The organism is Allokutzneria albata (assembly GCF_900103775.1).
Lineage (GTDB): Bacteria > Actinomycetota > Actinomycetes > Mycobacteriales > Pseudonocardiaceae > Allokutzneria > Allokutzneria albata.
In genome coordinates this window covers 3828352-3847887 of record NZ_LT629701.1, presented here as the reverse complement: position 1 = coordinate 3847887, position 19536 = coordinate 3828352, and the positions used below count along the sequence as shown (strand labels likewise).

Here is a 19536-nt window from a genome sequence, read left to right as displayed (position 1 = left end):
CCTCTTGGGTTCTCACCCAGGAGGCGCCAGATCCGATCTAGCGACCGCTAGGACGCTGTCACCGCTACACGGGACAAGCGCGCTCAGAGCAGGTCGTGCGGCGGCGTGATGTGGTCGTCCGCGTGGTGGGGGTCGGGGCGGTCGTGGCCCAGCGGTGGCATCGGCGCGTCGGGCTGCTCTGGCTCGGGCGGCAGCTGGTCCATCTCGATCAGGATGGACAGCAGCGTCTCCCCGGACAGGAACAACTCCGTCGGCGCGCCCGGGTTCAGGCACAGCATGTGGTGGGCGTCCGGCCACAGCGCCAGCAGCGCCATGAACGGCACGACCGCCGAGAACTCCACGGAGTTCGAGGTGCGCTCCAGCTGCTCCTGCGAGGTGAACACCGGGACGGCGTCCTCGAAGTCCAGCCAGGGGAAGCCCACCTCCGGGTCGAGCACGATCTCCTCGACCTCCTCGGAGGTCGGCACGACGACGTCGGACTCCCACAGCGCGGCGAGGAACGCCTCACCGTCGGCTTCGGCGGCGGCCTTGGCCAGCGCCTCCTCCAGCTCGTTCGCGGGCGGGGCGGCAGCGGGCAGCGCTCCCGCGCCGAGGCCCAGCCCGGCCAGGCACAGCTCGCGCATCCGCTTGTTGACCCGCTCCTCCACCAGGCTGCTCAGGGCCTCGGCGGGGATCAGTTCCTCCTTGCCGGTGCGCAGCTGCTCCAGCGCCTCCACCGGCATCACCGAGCCGATCGGCAGGCCGGGGTTGATCGCGAGCTGGAACTGCGGACCCGGCCAGCTGCGCACCAGCGAGGCGTAGTCGGTCTCGATGTGCCCCCTGGTGTAGCTGCCGAGCAGCAGGGACATGGCGTCGGTGGAGGTGAAGACCAGCACGTGCGGCTGGTCCAGCGGCAGCTGCGCGCTCAGCTCGCGCCAGCGCTCGCTGCCCTTCTCGGGCAGTACCGGCAGGTACAGCGGAGAGGCGATCACCGCGTTGGCGAAGCGCTTGCCGTCACCCGCCGTCAAGGCCTCGGCGATCTCCCGCTCGACCTCGTTGGCCGGGCCCCATCCGGTTTCCACGTGTGACCACCCTTCTGCGGTAATTTGTCCGGAAGGCTAGTGCCCTTCCCCCAGCAGCCCTCACCCACCAGCACCGCCAAGGACCCATGACTCGCACACTTCTCGTCGCACCCGGGCAGCGGGGCGCGCTTCCGACCATCCGCGACGCCATCGACAACTCCGATGGTGACGCCGTGATCTCCATCGCGCCCGGCGAGTACGCCGAGGAACTGGTGCTGGAGCGCAGGAACATCGTGCTCAAGGCACGCGACCCCGGCACCGTCACGCTGCTGCCGCCCTCCGGCGACCAGCCGACCCTGTCGCTGACCGGCGGCTCGCTGGAGCTGCACGGCCTCGCGGTCAAGTGCGTCGACCACCCCGCGATCCGGGTCAGCGGCGGCAAGCTGAAGCTGACCGACGTCGAGGCCTCCTCCGGCTTCGCCGCGGTGATCATGGTCGGTGACGGCGGCTCGCTCGACCTGCGCACGTCCAAGATCATCGGCGGCCAGTACGGGATCATCGTCGAGGACGCCGACGGCGTGGTGGACACCTGCGAGATCCGCGACATCGCCGACGACGCGGTGATCCTGCGGCTGGGCGCCCAGGTGGCGCTGCGCAACCTGACCATCGCGGGCTGCGGCTTCCGCGGCGTGTACATGTACCAGGCCGGCACCTCCAGCGTGGAGCGCTGCGACATCTCGCAGACCGGCGACGCCGGGATCGCCGTCGCCGACCAGACCTCGCCGCAGATCGTCGAGTGCTGGGTGCACGACACCCAGGGCGTCGGCATCACCGTCGGCCGCGGCTGCGGTGGTGTGATCGAGGACTGCAAGGTGGAGAACACCGCCGACCCCGGGGTCCAGATCGCCGAGGGCGCGCGCACCGAGATCCGCGAGGGGGCATCCCGCGCGGGCAAGGCCGCCGTCGGGGCCACCGTCGCCCGCAGCAACCAGCAGGACCTGGCGCAGGTCGACAAGCTGCTGGGCGACCTCGACGGCATGGTCGGCCTGGAGAGCGTCAAGGACGAGGTCCGGGCGCTGATCGACGAGATCCAGGTCAACGAGTGGCGGCGCAGCGAGGGCCTGTCGGTGGACGCGGTCAGCAACCACCTGGTCTTCGCGGGCGCCCCCGGTACCGGTAAGACCACCGTCGCGCGTATCTACGGCGGCCTGCTGAAGGCGTTGGGCATCCTGCCCAACGGCAACTTCAAGGAGGTCTCGCGCCGGGACCTGGTCGGCCAGTACATCGGTCACACGGCGGAGAAGGCGGCTTCGGCCTTCGACGAGGCCCGCGGCGGCGTGCTGTTCATCGACGAGGCCTACACCCTGGCCCGCTCCAGCGGTAGCGGAGCCGACTTCGGCCAGGAGGCCATCGACACCCTGGTGAAGCTGATGGAGGACCACCGCGACGAGGTCGCGGTGATCGTCGCCGGCTACACCAAGGAGATGGTGGACTTCCTCGACACCAACCCGGGTCTGGCGTCGCGGTTCGCCAAGACGCTGACCTTCGAGAACTACAGCCCCGAGCAGCTCGTCAAGATCAGCCAGTTCGTCGCCAAGAGCGCCGACTACGTGCTCGGCTCCGACGTGGAGATCGCGCTGCTGGAGTGGTTCGGCCAGATCGACCGCGACGCCAACTTCGGCAACGCCCGCGAGGCGCGCAAGCTGCTGGAGCGGATGCGCAAGTCCCAGTCCACCCGCCTGCGCGGCCTCGGCCGCCGCCCGACCCGCGACGACCTGCGCACACTCACCCTGGAGGACCTGCTGCACGCCATCAGCGGCGCGAGCTAGGCGCCGCACGGAGCCCGACGTCAGGGGCGCACGGCGAGGAGGGTGCCGCGCGTCCCGACGTAGAGCGTGCCGTCGGCGTCCAGGACGGGTGCGTAGGCCATGGCCTCCGGCAGTGTCCACAGCCAGCGCCGCTGCCCCTTGGGGTCCAGGCACAGCACGTAGTCGGAGTCCTTCTCCGCGCGGCGGTGGGACAGCCGCGGCTGCGGGCGGCCGATGACGAACAGGTGGCCATCGGGAGCTGCCAGCACCAGATCCGGCTTGGCGGGGACCTCGCTCTTCCACCGCACCTCGCCGGGCAGGTCGACCGACATCACCGTGTGGCTGCGGGTGAACGGCAGCGGCGACTCGGTGGGGCCTTGTGCGACGAACCGGTCGGCGGTCGCGGGCAGCGCGGTGATCGGCTGGTGCGGGGTCCAGCGGGAGGACACCCGCTCGGTCGTGCCGTCACCGGGGTCGACCGCGTACAGGCCGGAACCGATCTCCTCCAGGAACTCGACCAGCAACCTGCCGTCGCGCAGAACGGTGATCGGCTCGCGCACGCCGCGCCCTGGCCCCTTGGCCACCCAGCGGAGCCCGCCGTCGCCGTCGAGCGCGTGGACGCCGTCCTTGCCGGGGACGACGACGAGTTCGCCCGTCACGACCGGGGGGAAGAAGCTGCGGGCCGTGAGCGCGGTGCTCCAGAGCTGTGAGCCCTTCAGCGAGGTCTTGGCCAGCGCGGGCGTGGAGTCCACGGTGAGCAGGTTCCCGTCCGGCGCCAGGCTGACCGCGATGACGCCCTTGGCGGCCCAGCGCCGCACCTCCGCGCCGGTGTCGGCGGCCCGCACCACGAGGTCGTCGTTCTCCGGCCGCACGAGCAGTCCACCCGGGACGGCGAGGGGTGCTCGCACCGGGCCCGCCCCGGTCTCCACCGACCAGAGCTGCCGTCCGGAACCGTCGAAGACGGTGAGGCGCCCGGCGGTGGCCACGGCGCATCCGCCCGGCACGGCGGCGAGCTGGCCGCCGGGAGCCTCCGGCAGCGCGACCGTCCACGCGACGGACATGTGCTCACTCATCGAAACCCTCCATGCCGGTTCGGTCCACGAGGCCCAGCATCTCGCAGATGTCGTTGACGATCTCAGAGGCCCTGGTGTAGTCGCCCGGCGAGATCGTTCCGCTCCGTTCCCATCGGGCCAGCGCCGCGAGTTCGTGCAGAGACAGCAGCACGAGCTGGTAGGTCACCCGTTCCGGCGTCAGCATCCCCGGCCACACGCTGTTGTAGCCGTCGACGAAGGCACGGACGGTCCGGTGCATGCTCGCCCGGTCCGCACCCATCTCCCAGTAGAGGCTGGCGATGAAGAAGTCCGCGTCGAACAGCGGGTCGCCGTACTCGGTCAGGACGACCGCGTTCACGCCGGACACCACCGGCGCGCGGGACGGGACGATCCCGTCGCGCAGGGACTTGCCCATCATCCCGAGGTCGATGAGCCGCGCGTTCTCGGCGAGGTCCACCATGACGTTCTTCAGGTGCAGGTCGTTGTGGGTCAACGTCACGAACCCGCTGTCGGTGCTGCCCAGTGCCGCTTCCCGCGCGGCGAGCGCGCTCTCGATGGCGGCGCGGCGACCGTTGAGGCCGATCGCGTCGAGGAAGGGCTGCTCGGATTCGAGCAGAGTGCGCAACAGCCCCGTCGCCTTCTTCTCAGGCGGCAGTTCGAAGCGCTCCGTGGTCCGCCCGGTGATCTTCATGCGGTGGACTTCGGCGATCCGCTCACCCACCTGCGCGCTCGTGCGGGCGACGGCGCCCAGCGCCGCTTGCTTCGCCTGGGGGTCGTTCTCCGCGCGCATCGAGCGGACGAAGTCCGAGAAGCCCCTTCCACCGGGCACGAACGGGAAGACCGAGATCGCGTTCACCGTCTCGGCCGTGCGTCCCCCGAAGAGCCCGGAATCCAGCGGTGCCACCACGGTGGCGGGCTGGGCGGCGTGCCTGCCCGCCTCGGCGACGGCCGCGTAGCCCTGGAGTTCGCTGATGTAGCCGACCGTTCCCGCGAACGTGCCCTCCCAGCCGTTGAACAGCTTGACGAACGCGACCGGCTCACCGGTGGTGGTGTCGATCGCCACGAAGCTGTTGATGGCCCGGATGTCCTTGAACCTGAGGTTTTCCAGATCGGTCCGGCCCAGTGCCCGCGCGACGAACCCGGCGACCAGCTCGCGAGCCGGGTGGTCACGTCCCTCCAGGATCGCGGTGACCGTGCGCCCGTCCAGGTCCCCGAGCACTCGCGGCGCGTTGTCAACGAACCGCTGCACCGCGGCGTGGTTGGCGGCTGGTTCGCCGTCCTCGGTGCTCGGCTCCAGTCGCGTGGCCGCCGCCATCGCCAGCGCCGTGTCCATCCGGAGGGCGTCCGGCACCGCGGTGATCGGGTCGACCATTCCCAGCAGGTTCCGGAGGTGGGCCAACGCTTCGTGCGCCTGCGCCATCTGCTTGGCGTCGAGGCCCTGGTACGCGTATTCGTTCCCCAGGTCCTTGAGGTCCTTGATGATCAGCTTCGTCAACAGGTACGCCGTCCGGCGCTGAGTGATCACGTCGGGCAGCACGGAGGAGTAGCCATCGGTGAAGGCCGCGATGAGTTCCATCATGGCGGCCCAGTCGCTCTTCATCTGCCGGTAGGTGCTGGCGACGAAGTAGTCGAAGTCGGCGAGCGGGTCGCCGTAGTCGGCCATGACGGCCATGGCAACGCCGTGGTGGTTCTCCAGTTGGAGCGGCATCGGGACTCTGACCGGCTTGCCGTCCGGGCCGGTGGACTCGGTCATCAGCTCCGGGTCGATCAGCCAGACCTGGCCGGTCTCGCTGTACACCGCGTTGCCGATGTGCAGGTCGTTGAACGTCTGGACGACCAGGCCGCTGTCGAGGTCTCCCAGGTCCAGTTCGGCCGCGAGCAGTGCGTTCTCGATCGCCGTCCGGTCCTGGGTGAGCCCGATCGCGGCCGCGAAGTGGCTGTGCTCGCCCAGCCGCCGCAGCTGGGCCGAGGCCAGCCTGTCCGCCGGGAGCTGGAAGCGCTCCGGCGTCTGCGATTCGTCCAGGGTGAACCCGTGCAGGAAGCCGGTGACCACGCCCGTCTGGCGGTAGATCTCCCGCAGCGCGGCGCGGTCGGTCGGATCGGACAGCTTCGCTTTGGCCAGCGCCTCGCCCAGCGGCATGGCTCCCGGGACGTACCTGGAGACGCTGATGCCCCGGGTCCCTGGCTCGCCCTGCGCGCCGATGAGCCCGGTGTCCAGCGGCGTCATCATGGGAAGGGGCCGGCTGAGTTCCTGGTTGATCCGGTCGATGACGCCGAACGCTCGCACTTCCCGGAGGTACCTGCCCAGTCGCGCGCGCGGGTCGTCGAACCAGAACTGGTTGATCTTCACGACCGCGATCGGTTCCGCCCCCGGTGCCGTGCGCTCGCTGACGGGCAGGTCCCACACCATGAAGACGCCGGCCTCGTCGTCGGCTTCCTCGCCGTCCTCGCGGAGGCGCTGGAAGTCGAGCCCGTCCGCGTCGGAGCGGTTCAGGGCGTCCGCGACGAACCGCGCGACGGCCGGGCGGTGCGGGTGCGCCGGATTCGCCAGAGCCTGCACCACCTGCTTGGCGCTCAGACCGGGCAGCACACGTGGTGCGGTATCGCTGAACTGCCGGATCGCGTCGAGGTTGCTCGCGGGCTCTGCCGTCTCGGTCATCGGTTCGAGCTGCGCGGCCAGCGCCAGCTGCGTCGACCGCAGGACCCTGCCCTCGCCGTCGCCGCGCAGCCCCAGCAGGTCCCGGAGGGTGTTCACCAGCTGGGTCGCCTCGCCGAGTTCGGTCAGCCGTGCCGTGCCGTAGCCGACCCGGTCGGCGATCATCTCGAGGTCGGCGACGGCCAGCTGCACCATCGTGTACGTGGTGCGCTCCTCGACGAGCACCCCCGGCCGCGCCGACTCGTAGCCCGCGAGGAAACGGTCGACGACTCGCCTGATCGTGCTCCAGTCGTTGCCGAGCTCCTGGTGCGTGGCGGTGATGAAGGTGTCGATGTCGGTCAGCGGGTCGCCGTACTCCGCGAGGACGAGGGCGTCGTCGATGACGTCGGGGTGGGCGGGGGCTCTGGGGACCGGAGTCCTGACGGGGCGGCCGTCCGGCCCCAAGGCGTTCGACATGCGCTCCAGAGAGGTGAGCACCACGTCGCCGTCTTGACCGACGAGGACGTTGTCCGCGCGCAGGGCGTTGTGGGTCAGCGCGACGCGTCCGCTGTCGAGGCGGTGCAGCGCGTCCTCCCTGGCGCGGATCGCCTGCTGGATGGCCGTGATGTGCCCGGTGAGGCCGACTCCGTCGGTGAAGAACTCGCCGCGCTCGCGCAGCAGCTCGAGCCTGTCCGCCACCGCCTCGCCCGCGGCGAGCAAGCGGGGCGCGGGGGTCTGCTCCTGGTCCTCGGTCAGCGCGTGCACCTGGGCGATTCGCTCGCCGAGCCGCTGTGCGGCGTCGCCGAGCCGTGCACCCGCCGTCTCCTTCTCCTGCGCGGTCCCAGCGTCGACCACCGCGTCGTAGAGCTGCCGCATGGTCCGGTCCCCGGCGCGGACGGCGGAGATGGTCAGCCCGGTCACCCGGGGATCGCCGGGCGCGCCGATGATCCCGCTGTCCAAGGGAGTGATGACGGGGGCGCTCTGCCCGGCCTGCCGCGCGCGCTCGGTCAGCTCGGCGAGGGACTTCATTTCGCGCAGGAAGTCGTTCACCGCCGTGGGCTGGCCGCCAGGGGTGGTGTACAGCCTGATGACGGCGACGGCCTGCCCGGTGGTCGTGTCGACGACGTGGAATTCACGACCGGAGTCGACGCGGCGCAGCTCCAGGTTCTCGCTGTCGGAGCGACCCAGCGCCGCGACGACCAGCTCGTCGACCGCGGGGCGTCCGGGGTGCGCGGCATCGGCGAGCGCGGCCTGCACCTCGGGGACGGTCATACCCGCCAGCAGCCTCGGCGCGCGCTCGGTGAACGCCCGGATCGCCGCGTCGTTGGCCGCGGGCTCGCCCTCGTACCCCATCGGCTCCAGCGGAGTGGTCAGCGCCAATTCCATGGTCTCGCGCACCCGCGTCGGGCCGTCCGGTGTCGTGCCGGGGCCGGTGTCGGCAACACCCAGCAGGCTGAGGAGGTTGGTCAGCATCCCGTTGGCGTCGGCGAGGTTCTGCGGCGTCGCCCGTCCCGCCGCGACCTCCCCGGCCGTCCACGTCAGGTGGCCGAGCACCAGCAGCGTCAGGTGGTGCTCGATGCGCTCCTGGGTCACCACTCCGGGGAAGACCGAGTCGTATCCGCGCACGAAGCTGTCGATCACCTGCAGCATGGTCGGCCAGTCACCGTGGAGCTGGGTGAAGACGCTCCACACGAACTTGTCGATGTCGAACAGCGGGTCACCCGCGTGGGCCATGACCGGCCGCCGGTCTTGGTCCTCGTCGATGCTCACCAGGGTGCGAGTGGGACGACCGCCCGAGAGCATGGACGCCGCCATCAGCTCCGGATCGATGACGTGGAGCTCGCCGTCCTCGTCGACGAGCAGGTTGTTCAGGTGGTAGTCGTTGTGGGTCAACGAGACGACGAGGCTGTCCGTGCTTCCCAGCGCCTGCTCCCGAGCGGCGATCGCCCGTCCTAGCCCATCGACGTGCTCGGTGAGCCCGATGCTGTCGGCGAACGCGCTGTCACCGGCCAGCTCTCGCAGAATGCTGGATGCCTGGTCCTGCTCGGCGATGCTGAACGGCTCACCGCTCCACTGCTCGACGCGGGAGGCGAGGTGCAGCGCTGCGGCGTGCTCGCCCGCCTTGCCGCTGGCGGCGAGGAAGGCGTCCACCGCGGCACGGCGCTCGGCGGGGTCGCCGGCGTCTGTGATCGCCTGGACCAGCGCGCCGAGCGTGCGCGCGCCCCTCGGGACGGGAGAGACGATGAACCCGGCCATCTCCGTGTCCGGGTTTCCGATCAGGCCTGCTTCGATCGGGCGGATGAGCGGGATGCGCTTGCCCCGCAGCTGGTCCACGGCCCCGAGCCCGTGCATGTCCCGCATGAACCGGCCCACCGACGCCACGTCGTCGCCTCGGCCGACGTAGGCCTTGACCACGGCCAGCGGTTCGCCGGTGGCCCGGTCGACGGCGAGGCGGATACCGGGCTTGTCGACGAGGTGTCTGAACTCGACGCTGTCGGGGTCGGAGCGGCCGAGTGACCGTGCCACGAGTTCGGCGACGGCGCCGCTGTGCGGGCTGCCGTCCACCTCCAGACCGGCTACCACCTGGGCGACGCTCAACCCGGCGAGCAGGTGTGGCGCGGATTCGGTGAACCGCTCGATCGACTCCCAGTTCTGCGCGGGTTCCTTGTGCATGACCGTTGACAGCAGCGTCGGCGCGCTCAGCGCGAGCGCGATGGAACGCTCGACGCGCGCGGCGGGCGTGTCCTGCGTACTCCCCGTCTGTGCCTCGACGACCGTCGGAACGGTGCCCGGGGCCCGGTGCTCGAGCACGGAGGACTCCATGCTCCCGGTGGCGGTGTCCTCGGTGACCCCCAGCAGCTGGCGGAGGTTGGCCATCGCAGACGTCGCCGCGGCGACCTGGTGCGGCAGGGACGCGACGGCCTCGGGCAGCTTGCTGATCGCGGTGAGCTTGCCGACCAGCAGCAGCGAAAGCAGGTACCTGGCGCGATCCTCGGTCACCACGCCGGGCATGATCGAGTTGTAGCCCTCGACGTAGCCCGTGACCGCCTCCAGCACCGCGTCCCAGTTCTGCGGGAACTTCTTGAACACGTCGGTGACGAAGACGTCGAAGTCCACGAGCGGGTCGCCCTGCTGGGCCAGGACCGGGTTCACCAGGTGGTCGCCCGAGACCTGCGGGGTCCGGGTGGGGCGACCGTCCTGGCCAAGGGACTCCGCCATCAGCTCCAGGTCGATGACGTGCTGTGCGCCGTCGGGAGCGATGAGGATGTTGGGGAGGTGGTAGTCGTTGTGGGTCACCGCCACCAGGCCGCTGTCGAAGCCGCCCAGCACTCGCTCGCCCGCCACCAGCACGCGTTCCAGCCCGGCGAAGTGCCGGTCGAGGCCGATCGACTCGGCGAAGCGGGTGTTGCCGCGCAGCTTGCGCAGAACGCTGGAGGCGAGGTGCTCCTCGGGCGGCTGGAAGGGCTCCGGGCTCTGCTGCTCGTCGAGCGTCGCCCGGTGCAGCCGCGCGGCCTCAGCACCGGCTTGGCGGGTGGCGCTGCGCCAGGCGTGCACCGCGTTCTGCCGCGCGTCCTCGTCAGCAGCGTCGCGCACCGCGCTGCCCAGCTGCTCCAGCGGTCGCACACCCGGGATGACGGGGGAGACGATCAAACCCGCCTGAGCCCCTCCCGCGACGCCGACGAGTCCCGCCTCGACCGGGGTCACGACGGTCATCGGGTCACCGGCCCTGCCGACGGTGGCGAAGGACTGCATCTCCCGGATGAACCGGCCGGTGCCCAGTGACCCCTGCTCGGCGTACAGCTTGAGGACCGCGAGCCGCTGCCCGGTCGTCGCGTCCACGACGAACTGGACGCTCTCCTTGATCGGCTCGAAGGCCAGGTTCTGCGGATCGGTCCTGCCGAGTGCCTCCGCGACCAGCGTGGCGACGGCGGGGCGGTGCTGGTGGGTGTCGAGCAGCAGGGCGTTCAGCACGTCCTGCGGGCTCAGCCCGTCGAGCAGCCGAGGGGCTCTCGCGGAGAACTCCTGGATGGCGGCCTCGTTCAGCGGGTTCTCGACGATCTCGTCCAGCCGATTCCCGGCGACCGGCGGCAACGGGTGCATCGGCGTGGCCGCGGCCAGCGCCATCGTCTCCGCGACGCGCTCGGTGGGGGTGGTCCGCACCGGCTCGCCGCCGCGTTCCGACGCCTGCCCGGTGCTCCGGTCGGTGTCCTCATCCGCAGGGCCCGGGACCGGGTCCACCGCCTCCGCCCGGGCGGCTGCTTCCTGCACCTTCTGCAGGTACAGCGGTGTCTTCACCTGGGAGAGCCAGGGCGCCGTCGGCGGGTGGCCGACGGGGCGGACGTCCAGGATGCCGTTGTCGCGCAGCACCACGCCGCTGAAATGCGCGAGCACCGCGACCAACGCTATCGAGACGTCAGCGGTCCACCAGAGCGGGTCGCCGCGGAGATGGGCGATGCCGACCATCACGTCGCCGGGCATCAGTTCCGCGGAAACCGTGCGGAGCTCGGTTTCGTAGGTCCTGCCCGGGCCGCGGCTCACCTTCTCTTTGAGCGTTGACACCTCCTGCAGGCCGTTGATGTCGAGCACCATGCCGTCAGGTGTCATCACGCCGCTGTGCTTCGGAATCCAGACGCCGTCGACGAGGGCGTCAAAGGTCACGACGTCCCATCCGGTCATGTGGTGCAGCGCGGCGGCGAACCGGTGGCACTGCTGCCCGCTCAGGAGTTCCCTCGCGTCCAAGTCGATCTTGTTCGCGTTGAGGACGACGGTGCTGAGTCCCCCGGAGGTGGGGGTGTCCAGGTTGAGAACGATCTGCCTGGAGAAGCCGAGGCGGAGCGGGTCGCGCCGGGTGGCCTCCAGCCGCGGGTCGCCGATCTTCACCCGCATCGGGATGCCTTGCCGTGATCGGTCCTCAGTAGCGCGTGTCCGCTCGTCAGTAGCTCCGGGCTGCTGCGCGCCCGCATCTTCACCTGTGGTGGCACCCCACGCCCGTCCGGTGATCGTGCCGGTCTCCCGGATCTCGGCGATGCGCTCGAGGAGGAACGCGTTGGCGGCGGTGTCGTCGATGCCGAGCAGTCGCACTCGCGCCTCGTCGAGCCGGGTGACGGCGGCGACGGTCTCGGCGCTGAGCGGGCGGCCGGTCTCCATCCAGGCGCGGATGACGTCGGAGCGCAGCTCCGCGAAGGGCAGTCCCTGGTAGGCGTCCCTCGGCCAGGAGAGCTCGCTGCCGCGCAGAAGCGCTCGCCCGGTCCCGCTGACCTGCTGGTGCTCGGCGGGCCTGCTCATGATCCCGGCGAGGTAGTCCAGCACCGCGGCCCGTTCGAGGTCGATCGGGGAGTAGGCGTGCAGGAGCTTGATCGCCTGGGTGGCGTTGCGGTCCAGCAGCTGCACGGAACCCGGGCCGAGCTCCCGGTGGGACCACTGCATGGTGGTGCCGACGAGGTAGCCCCAGCCGAGCATCTCCGCGAGTTCGGCGTAGGCGACGATCTTGGCCGCCGTGCTGTTCTCCCACCAGGCGCCGGGCGAACCAGCCGGTCGGTAGATCGCCTGGCCGCCGTCGGTGAAGGTGATCAGGTGCGTACCGTCACCGACGGGCTTGACGCTCTCGACCTCCCGCTCCAGCTTCCGCGTCAGCTCCCGTCTCCGCGTTTCCAGGTCCTTGACCGGGACGTCGGTGCGCGGGCGCTGAGCCGGGGCCCTCTTCGCCTCTTCCTGGAGCGTCTCCCTCCGTGCCGGCACCTTCGCGGCGATCTCGTGCGCGGCGCGCACCGTCATCGCGGAGTTCAGCTGGCGGTCGAACAGGTACTGGGCGGCGCCGTCCACGAGGCGGCCCATGCTCCGGTGCGTCTGGACGTCGCCGTTGTCGACGAAGCTCCCGATGCCCAGGTGCTGCTCACCTTGCGATTGGGTCTGCGCCTCGGCGATGACGTAGCGCGCCAGCACGAGTTCGATGGCGCCTGCGGCACCTGGCAGCGCGGACGTCGAGGTGACCAGCCGTCCACCGACGCGCAGGTAGGTCTTCCACTCCCCGTTCGGGGCTTGGACGTGCGCCCGGTTGACCGGGGCGACGGCGCGGATCTGGCCCATCACGTGGACGACCACGACGCCGTCGTTCCTGGCGTTGAGAACAGCGGCGATGTCGCGATCGGCCTGGTCGCCGTTGTTCAGGCGTTCCAGGTCGCGGACCAGTTCGGGCCAGCGGCTGTCGCCCTTCATGATGACCTCGGCGACGCCGCCCGCGTCGTGGGCCTTGTTGGCCTGGCCGGCGATCTCGTCGATCGCCTGCCTCGAGACGACCGTGTTCAGCTCGGCGTCCACCCGGGCGACGAGTTCACGAACGTCCGACGCGGTCCACACCGAGTTGTGCGCCTGTGCCCACGGGATGCCCGCCGCCGCGTGCTCGTCGAGCCTGCGGCCGATGAACAGGTGCCGTGAGGTGGGCGAGGTCGTCGGGGTGCCGTGCCGGTCGAGCACCGGTGCGCCGGGTTCGGGCGAGCCCTGGAGCTGGTGGCCCGCCGCCATCTTCGCCAGCAGGTGCTGCGCGGCGATGTCCGCCTGCGGCAGACCGTTCGCGAGCGCTCCGGAAGCGAGCACGACGAAGCCGCTCTGCGTGACTCGCACCAGCGTCGCCGCCTGGAGGCCGTTCGAGGTGGTGGCCACGATCGCGAAGTTGGCGTGGCCCAGCATCTGGTGGAGCCCTTCGGCGACGCGGTCGCCAGGCCGCTGGGCGCGGCTGGTGTCGTGGGTCAGCCGCTGCCAACCCCAGCTCTCGGGCTGGATCACCTCAACGCTGCCTTGAAGAGTCCCCAGGAACTCCCTGACGTCGTTCACGACGTGGTCGACGGCCGCGTCGGGTACACCTCTGCCCACGTTGCGTTCGAACGGAGCCCCATGGCCGTGCCCGTGCTCCCGGTGGAACAGGAAGGACATGTTCTCGGTACCGGGACGCGGCGGTAGCCAGGCGATGTTCCCCGCGTTGGCGTAGGCCGCCTCGTGGTCGCCGTTCAACCTCGCCAGAGCGACGGCCGCCCAGGCGTGGGCGTGCTCTTCGAGTGCGTCCACCGAGATGTTGGCAGGGGTGAGACCTGCGCGTAGTTGCTCGACGTGGGCGAGTTCGTGTGCGAGGACCCGGATGAGGGTCTCGGGGTCGGCGAAGGCGGCGGGCGCGAGCCAGATCTCGTAGTTTTCTTTCTTGATGGGGGTTGCGCCGAGGGCGTTTTCCCGTCTGAACCACTCCAGCGTCTTCTGTTCGTGGTCGAGCACGACGTTGACCGCGAGCAGTTTGTCGAGGAGCCCGGCTTTACTGGCGGCGTCCCAGACGGAGTCCATGTTGACCGGGAGGTCGGGGTCTGCTGTGGCGGAGCCTTCGGATTCCCACTTGGCCCAGGCGTGGTTGTAGACCTGGGACAGGTTGATCCTGCTCCTGATGATCCGGCCCCACGCCTGGCCGGTGATCCGGCCTTCGCGCTGCATCTCCAGCAGACGCTCGACCGCGCCCTGGATCTCGTACTCGCCGATCCCCGCCGAACGGAGGGCGGCGGCGAGCTTGTCCGGGGCGATCTCGCGCAGTTCCCGCGCGACCTGTGCGTCGAACGGCTTGTTGAGGTGCTCTGACACGAAGTCGGAGTTGATGGCGACGGTGCCGGACTCCACTTGTTCGCGCGTCGGCAGAATATCCGCGTCGCCGTGCAGCACGAGGTTGCCCGCGAAGTCGGTGCCCCACGCGCCATGCGCTCGGTGGTCACCCGTCTTGGCCAGCAGGTAGTGCATCGCCGCGGCGCGCTGGCCGTCCACGGAACGCTGAACGTCGGATGACACGCCCCACGTGAAGCCCGGCACGTGCTGGAGCACGACACCGCGGCCCTCGGGCCCTTCCCACGCCACTGTGGCTGTGCCGATGTGCGGCCAGCCGACGGCGACCAGTGCCCGCCACTCCGCGAGCAGGCGCTTGGTCGCGCTGTCCGGGTCAGCGGGGTCAAGCGTCATCTCGCCCTGCGGGACGAACACGCCGATCAGGTCGTCATCCGGGCCGACCCGGTACTCGCCGTACGGGGAGAGCTCCGACAGCACCTCCTCGTCCCGCCACACCGTGGCCTCGGGGGAGGCCAGGTCGGCCGCGAGGTCGGTCTCGGACTCGTCCACTTCGCGTTCGGAGGCCGCCGCGGTGGTGAGCGCCGCGGGCGGACTCGCCGGGGTGATCACGGTGAGGCCGGCGGGGGAGCCTTCGGTGAGGTCGAGCACCGCCTCCGCTCCCGAGGGGAGGGAGGCCACGATGAGACCGGACAGCTCGCCCGCGACGCCGATCACCCCGGCCTCGACGGGGTGGCCGAGGGGGAGCGGGTCACCGGGGATCTGCTCGTTGAGCGCGTAGCCCTGCATCTCCCGAATGAACCGGCCGACCTGCGGGGGGCCTGCGGGGTCCCAGCTCACGGAGAGCTTGAGCACGCCGATCGGTTCACCGGTGCCGAGGTCACGAACCCCTGCGATGCCCTTGCTCACCTCCCAGAGCCCCAGGTTCTCGACGTCGGTGCGGCGGAGAGCCTCGGCCACCACGCCCATGACCGCCGCGCGGTGCGGCGAGGACGGGTCTTCCATCGCCTGCACCACGTTCTCGACGCTGAGCTCCGGCAGCAGGTGCGGCGCCACAGCGGTGAAGAACGCGATCGCCCCGGCGTTGCGTGGGTCCTCGACGTTGTCGACCATCGGGTGCAGCTCGGTCACTCGGGCAAGGTTCTTCACCACCTCGACGCGGCCCTGGGGCGTGGTGTCGTCGAGGGGGGTCTCGCTGTTGTCGGGGCCGAGCAGGGAGTTGATGTTGTCCAGCACCTGCGCGACTCTCGCGTCCTGGCTGGCGTGACCGTTCTGCACGCTCTCGGCGATCTCCTCCAGGTCGAGGAACGAGAGGAGCAGGAGGGTGTGGGTGATCCGCTGCAAAGGCAGCACACCGGGCCAGGCGGCCTCGTAGCCCACGACGAAGGCGTCGAGCACCTTGGTCAGCGTGCTCCAGTCGTCGTGCATCTCCTGGTACAGGGTCGAGACGAACGTGTCGATGTCGGAGAAGGGGTCGCCCTGGTCGGTGAGGACGACGAGCTCGTGCACCGGCAGCGTGCCGTTGGGGAGCGCGAGCGGAGTCCTGACCGGCCGACCGCCGGCGCCCAGGGAGTCCGCCACCGACGCGACGTCGGTGAAGCTCACATTGCCGTCGCCGTCGACGAGCAAGCTGTGGGGGCGCAGGTTGTTGTGCGTCAGCACGACCCGACCGCTGTCCGTCCGCGCCGGGTCCAGCTCCGCGGCGATGACCCGTGCCTCCAAGGCATTGAAGGCTTCGGAGTCCTCGGCGAGGCCGTGGCGCTCGAGGAACTCGGGGTAGTCCGTCAGCACTCCCAGCACGCCCGAGGGCATCTGGTCGCTCTCGATGGAGAACGGCTCGGGAACCGCCTCGGTGTCCTCGGACGCGCGGTGCAGCGTCGCGGCGTGCTCACCCACCTGCCGCGCCGCCTTGACCAGGGTTGTCAGGGCTCGTTGGCGTGACTGCACGTTCTTGGGGTAGAGCACCTCGCTGAGGAGGTCGGCGACGTTCCTGGTTCCCGTGCTGGAGGGGAAGACCGCGATGCCCGTGGCGGTGCTGTGGTCGGGAGAACTGAGGGAACCGACGTCGACCGGGCCGTCGACCGCGAGCGCCACGCCGGAACGCCGGGACACATGATCGATCGCGGCGTAACCCTTCATGTCGCGGAGGTAGTCCCCCGCTTGGGTGTTCGCGTCGCCCGGAGCGTCGTAGAGCTTGACCGCTCCGATCTCCTGCACTCCCGACAGCGTGAGTGCGAGGACGGGGTAGGAACCGTCGTCCGTCCGGCGCCCGAAGCTCAGGCTCCGCGCGTCGTCATGGCCGAGCGCCGTGGCGACGAACGCGGTCACCTCAGGCCGGTACGGGTGGTCGTCATGTTCGATCGTCTCCCTGACGTCGGCGGCGCTCATACCGGGGAGAACGCGCGGTGCCGCGTTCACGAACTCCCTGATCTTGTCGCGGTTGGGCTCCGGCTCGCTGTGGACCGTGCGCCGCTCCAACTCCGTCGCCAACGCCAGCTCCAGCGTCGCCTCGACGCGCCCCTCAGGGGTGGCGTGCCGCGGATCGACGACGGGAGCCGTGCTCTCCGCCCACGCCTGCCCAGTGATCGTGCCGGTCTTGCGGATCTCGGCAATGCGCTCGACGAGCCAGTCGCCGGCGGCGGTGTCGCCGATGCCGAGCAGGTGCACGTGGGCCGTGGTGAGTTCGGCGACGGCGGCGATGGTCTCAGCGCTCAGCGGGAGACCGGTCTCCTGCCAGGCCCGGATGACGTCGGAGCGGTTGTCCTCGAAGGACTGACCACGGTGGCCTGCACCGGGCCAAGAGTCCTCGCTGCCGCGCAACAGCGCCCGTCCGGCCCCGCTGACCTGCTGGTGAGCGGACGGCCTAGACATGACCCCTGCGAGGTAGTCCAACACTGCCGCCCGTTCGAGGTCGATCGGGGAGTAAGAGTCCGCGGGGGTGCTTGCGTCGGTGGCGTCGCGGTCCAGCAGCAGCACCAATCCCGGCCCGTGCGGCCCGTCCGACCAGTGGATGGTGGTGCTGACGAGGTAGCTCCAGCCGAGAGCCTCCGCGAGACGGGCGTAAGCGAGTTCCTTGGCCGTCACGTCGATCTCGCCCGCGCCGGGATGCGAGGGCGTCGGCCGGTAGAGCGCCTGGCTGCCGTCGGTGAAGGTGATCCGGTACGCGCCGTCGCCGTCGAAGCTGACGTTCGCGACCTCCCCGGCCAGCTTCCGCTTCAGCTCCTCCGTCTCCGCGCGGACGTCCTTGGCCGGGACGGCCATGAGCAGGCTCCTGGCCTGCTCGGTGAGGGCGTTTTCCAGCTCCTGCATCCGCGCCGAGACCTTCGCGACCATTTCACGCGCGGCCCCCGTCAACATCACGGAGTTCGCCCAGGGACCGAACAGGCCCTTGCCCGTCCCGTCCGTGCGGCGGCCCAGGGCCTCGTGCGCCGGGAGGTCCTCGGGCTCGACGGAACTCGCGAGGCCCCGGTACACGGACACGTTCTCCAGCGGCTTCTTCGCCTCGTCGACGACGCGACGCGCCAAGGCGAGCTCGGCGGCACCGGTGACGCTCGACGGCGCGTACGTCGAGGTGACCAGTGGTGCACTGACGAACAGGTAGTCGTAGTGGTCCTGAACCGCGGCAACGGCTTGCACCCTGCCCCGCACACGGACGACCACGACGCCGTCGTTGCGGCCGTTGCTGAGGACGGCGGCGATCTTGCGGTCGGCCTCGTCGCCGGTGCGCAGGCGCTCCAGCTCGCCGCTCAGTTCCTGCCAGCCACTGTCGTCCCTCATGACGACCTCGGCGACACCGCCGGCGTGGTGGATGTCGTTGGCCTGCCTGGCGATCGTGTCGACCACCTGCTTGGGGACCGCAGCCTCCAGCTCGGCGTTGACGTCGGCGGTGAGCTGCCGGACGTCCGAAGCGGTCCAGACCGAGTTGTATCCCGGGTGAGCGCCCTTGATGCGTGCCGTCGCGGCGTGCAGGCCGATCCTGCGGCCGAGCAGCCGGTGTCGCTTGGTGTCCTCGGTCGTGCGGGCGTGCAGGTCGAACACTGGAACGCCTGGCTCGTCGGATTCGTCGGCGTCAGGGAGCCGGAAATCGGCCGCGATGTTCGCGAGTTCGTGGTGCACGGCGGTGTAGTCCTGCCGCAGGCCGTTTCGAAGAGTTCCGGCTGCGAGCACGACGAAGCCGAACTCCGTGATCTGCACGAGCGCCGCGGCCTGGATCCCTTGCGAGATCTCTGCGACGACCGCGAAGTGGGCTTGCTTCAGCGAACCGTCCATGGCACGGAGGTGGGCGCCGTCGTTGGCGTCGGCGTGCGGCATGCTCTTCTCGATGGCGCTGACCAACTGTTGCCAGCGCGACGGGTCTTGGTTCGGGTAGATGGCACGGACACGGCCACCGGACTCCCGGAAGGTCCTGACCTCCCCCACGACGTGGTCGATCAGCGGTTCCGGAATGCCCTGTCCCGTGTTGAACTCCGACGGAGTCCCGTCCTCCCGGTGGAACAGGAAGGACACTCTCTCGGTCCCTGGGATCGGTGCCACCTCGGGGATCCCGGTCACGGGAACGTACTCCGCCACGAGGCTGCCGTTCTTCCTCGCCAGAGCGACGTTCGCCCAGCCGTGCGCGTGCTCCTCCAGCACGTGGATGGACGTGTTGGCCGGGTTGCGCTGCCCGCGCAGCTGCGCCGCGTGGGCGAGTTCGTGCGCCAGCACCCGGGTCAGCGTGTCAATGTCGGCGAAGGCTGCCGGGGACAGCCAGATCTCGTGCCCGCCCTCGAAGACGGGGGTGGCGCCGAGCGCGTTCTCCCGCCTGAACCACTCCAGCGTCTTCTGCTCGTGGTCGAGCACCACGTTGACCCCGCGCAGTTGGTCGAGGAGCCCGGCCTCTCTGGCCGCGTCCCAGACGGTCGCCTGCTCCACTGGGAGACCGGGGTCCGCTGTGGCGGAGCCCTCGGACTCCCACTTGGCCCACACGTGGTCGTACTCGTTGGACAGGTCCCACCGGCTCTTGATGACCCGGCCCCATGCCTGACCGGTGATCCGGCCCTCGCGCTGCATCTCGCGCAGCCGGTCGAGCGCGTCCTGGACCAGTTCCTCGGCGATGCCCGCCGAGCGCAGCGCCTCGGCGAGCTTGTCCGGGGCGATCTCGCGCAGCTCCCGCGCGACCTGCTCGTCGAAGGGCCTGTTGAGGTGCTCCGCCACGAAGTCGGAGTTGATGGCGATCTCACCGGACTCCACCTGTTCGCGCGTCGGCAGGACGTCCGGGTCGCCGTGCAGCACGAGGCGGCCCGCGCTGTCGGTGCCCGCATTGCCGCGCGCCTCGTACACGCCGGTCTTGGCCAGCAGGTAGTGCACCGCCGCGACGCGTTGGCCGTCCACGGACCGCAGAACACCGAGAGTCATGCCCCACGTGAAGCCGGGCACGTGCTGGAGCACGACGCCACGACCCCGGGGACCTT

Annotated in this window: 4 protein-coding genes (1 of these 4 only partly in view); 1 reads left to right on the top strand and 3 read right to left on the bottom strand. The window is 70.2% G+C overall.

Translation table 11 applies throughout. From position 1 onward, the window contains the following. Nucleotides 1-83 precede the first annotated feature (83 nt). Nucleotides 84-1061, bottom strand: coding sequence for an SseB family protein (locus BLT28_RS17030; RefSeq protein WP_030430352.1), 978 nt, complete (start codon nt 1059-1061; stop codon nt 84-86). A gap of 86 nt (nt 1062-1147) precedes the next feature. Between BLT28_RS17030 and BLT28_RS17025 the strand changes: the two genes are divergently transcribed. Continuing rightward, a complete protein-coding gene (locus BLT28_RS17025) occupies nt 1148-2830 on the top strand; it encodes a right-handed parallel beta-helix repeat-containing protein (RefSeq protein WP_030430351.1) in 1683 nt (560 codons plus the stop codon). 20 nt (nt 2831-2850) lie between these two features. On the opposite strand, the gene BLT28_RS17020 is transcribed toward BLT28_RS17025, so the two are convergent. Together BLT28_RS17020 and BLT28_RS17015 are read right to left on the bottom strand one after the other, a co-directional pair. Beyond that, complete coding sequence (locus BLT28_RS17020; RefSeq protein ID WP_081900389.1) at nt 2851-3882, bottom strand: outer membrane protein assembly factor BamB family protein; 1032 nt, start codon at nt 3880-3882, stop codon at nt 2851-2853. After that, on the bottom strand, nt 3875-19536 hold the final stretch of the coding sequence (locus tag BLT28_RS17015) for a phosphotransferase (protein ID WP_156051079.1). The gene runs 52138 nt beyond the window's last position; only the last 15662 of its 67800 coding nucleotides appear in the window; its start codon lies beyond the right edge, outside the window; the stop codon is at nt 3875-3877. Before BLT28_RS17015 ends, BLT28_RS17020 begins: the two co-directional genes overlap by 8 nt.

Coding starts and splice junctions, on each gene's coding strand:
- BLT28_RS17020 (WP_081900389.1), bottom strand. CDS start 3,882: ATGAGTGAGCACATGTCCGTCGCGTGGACGGTCGCGCTGCCGGAGGCT.
- BLT28_RS17025 (WP_030430351.1), top strand. CDS start 1,148: ATGACTCGCACACTTCTCGTCGCACCCGGGCAGCGGGGCGCGCTTCCG.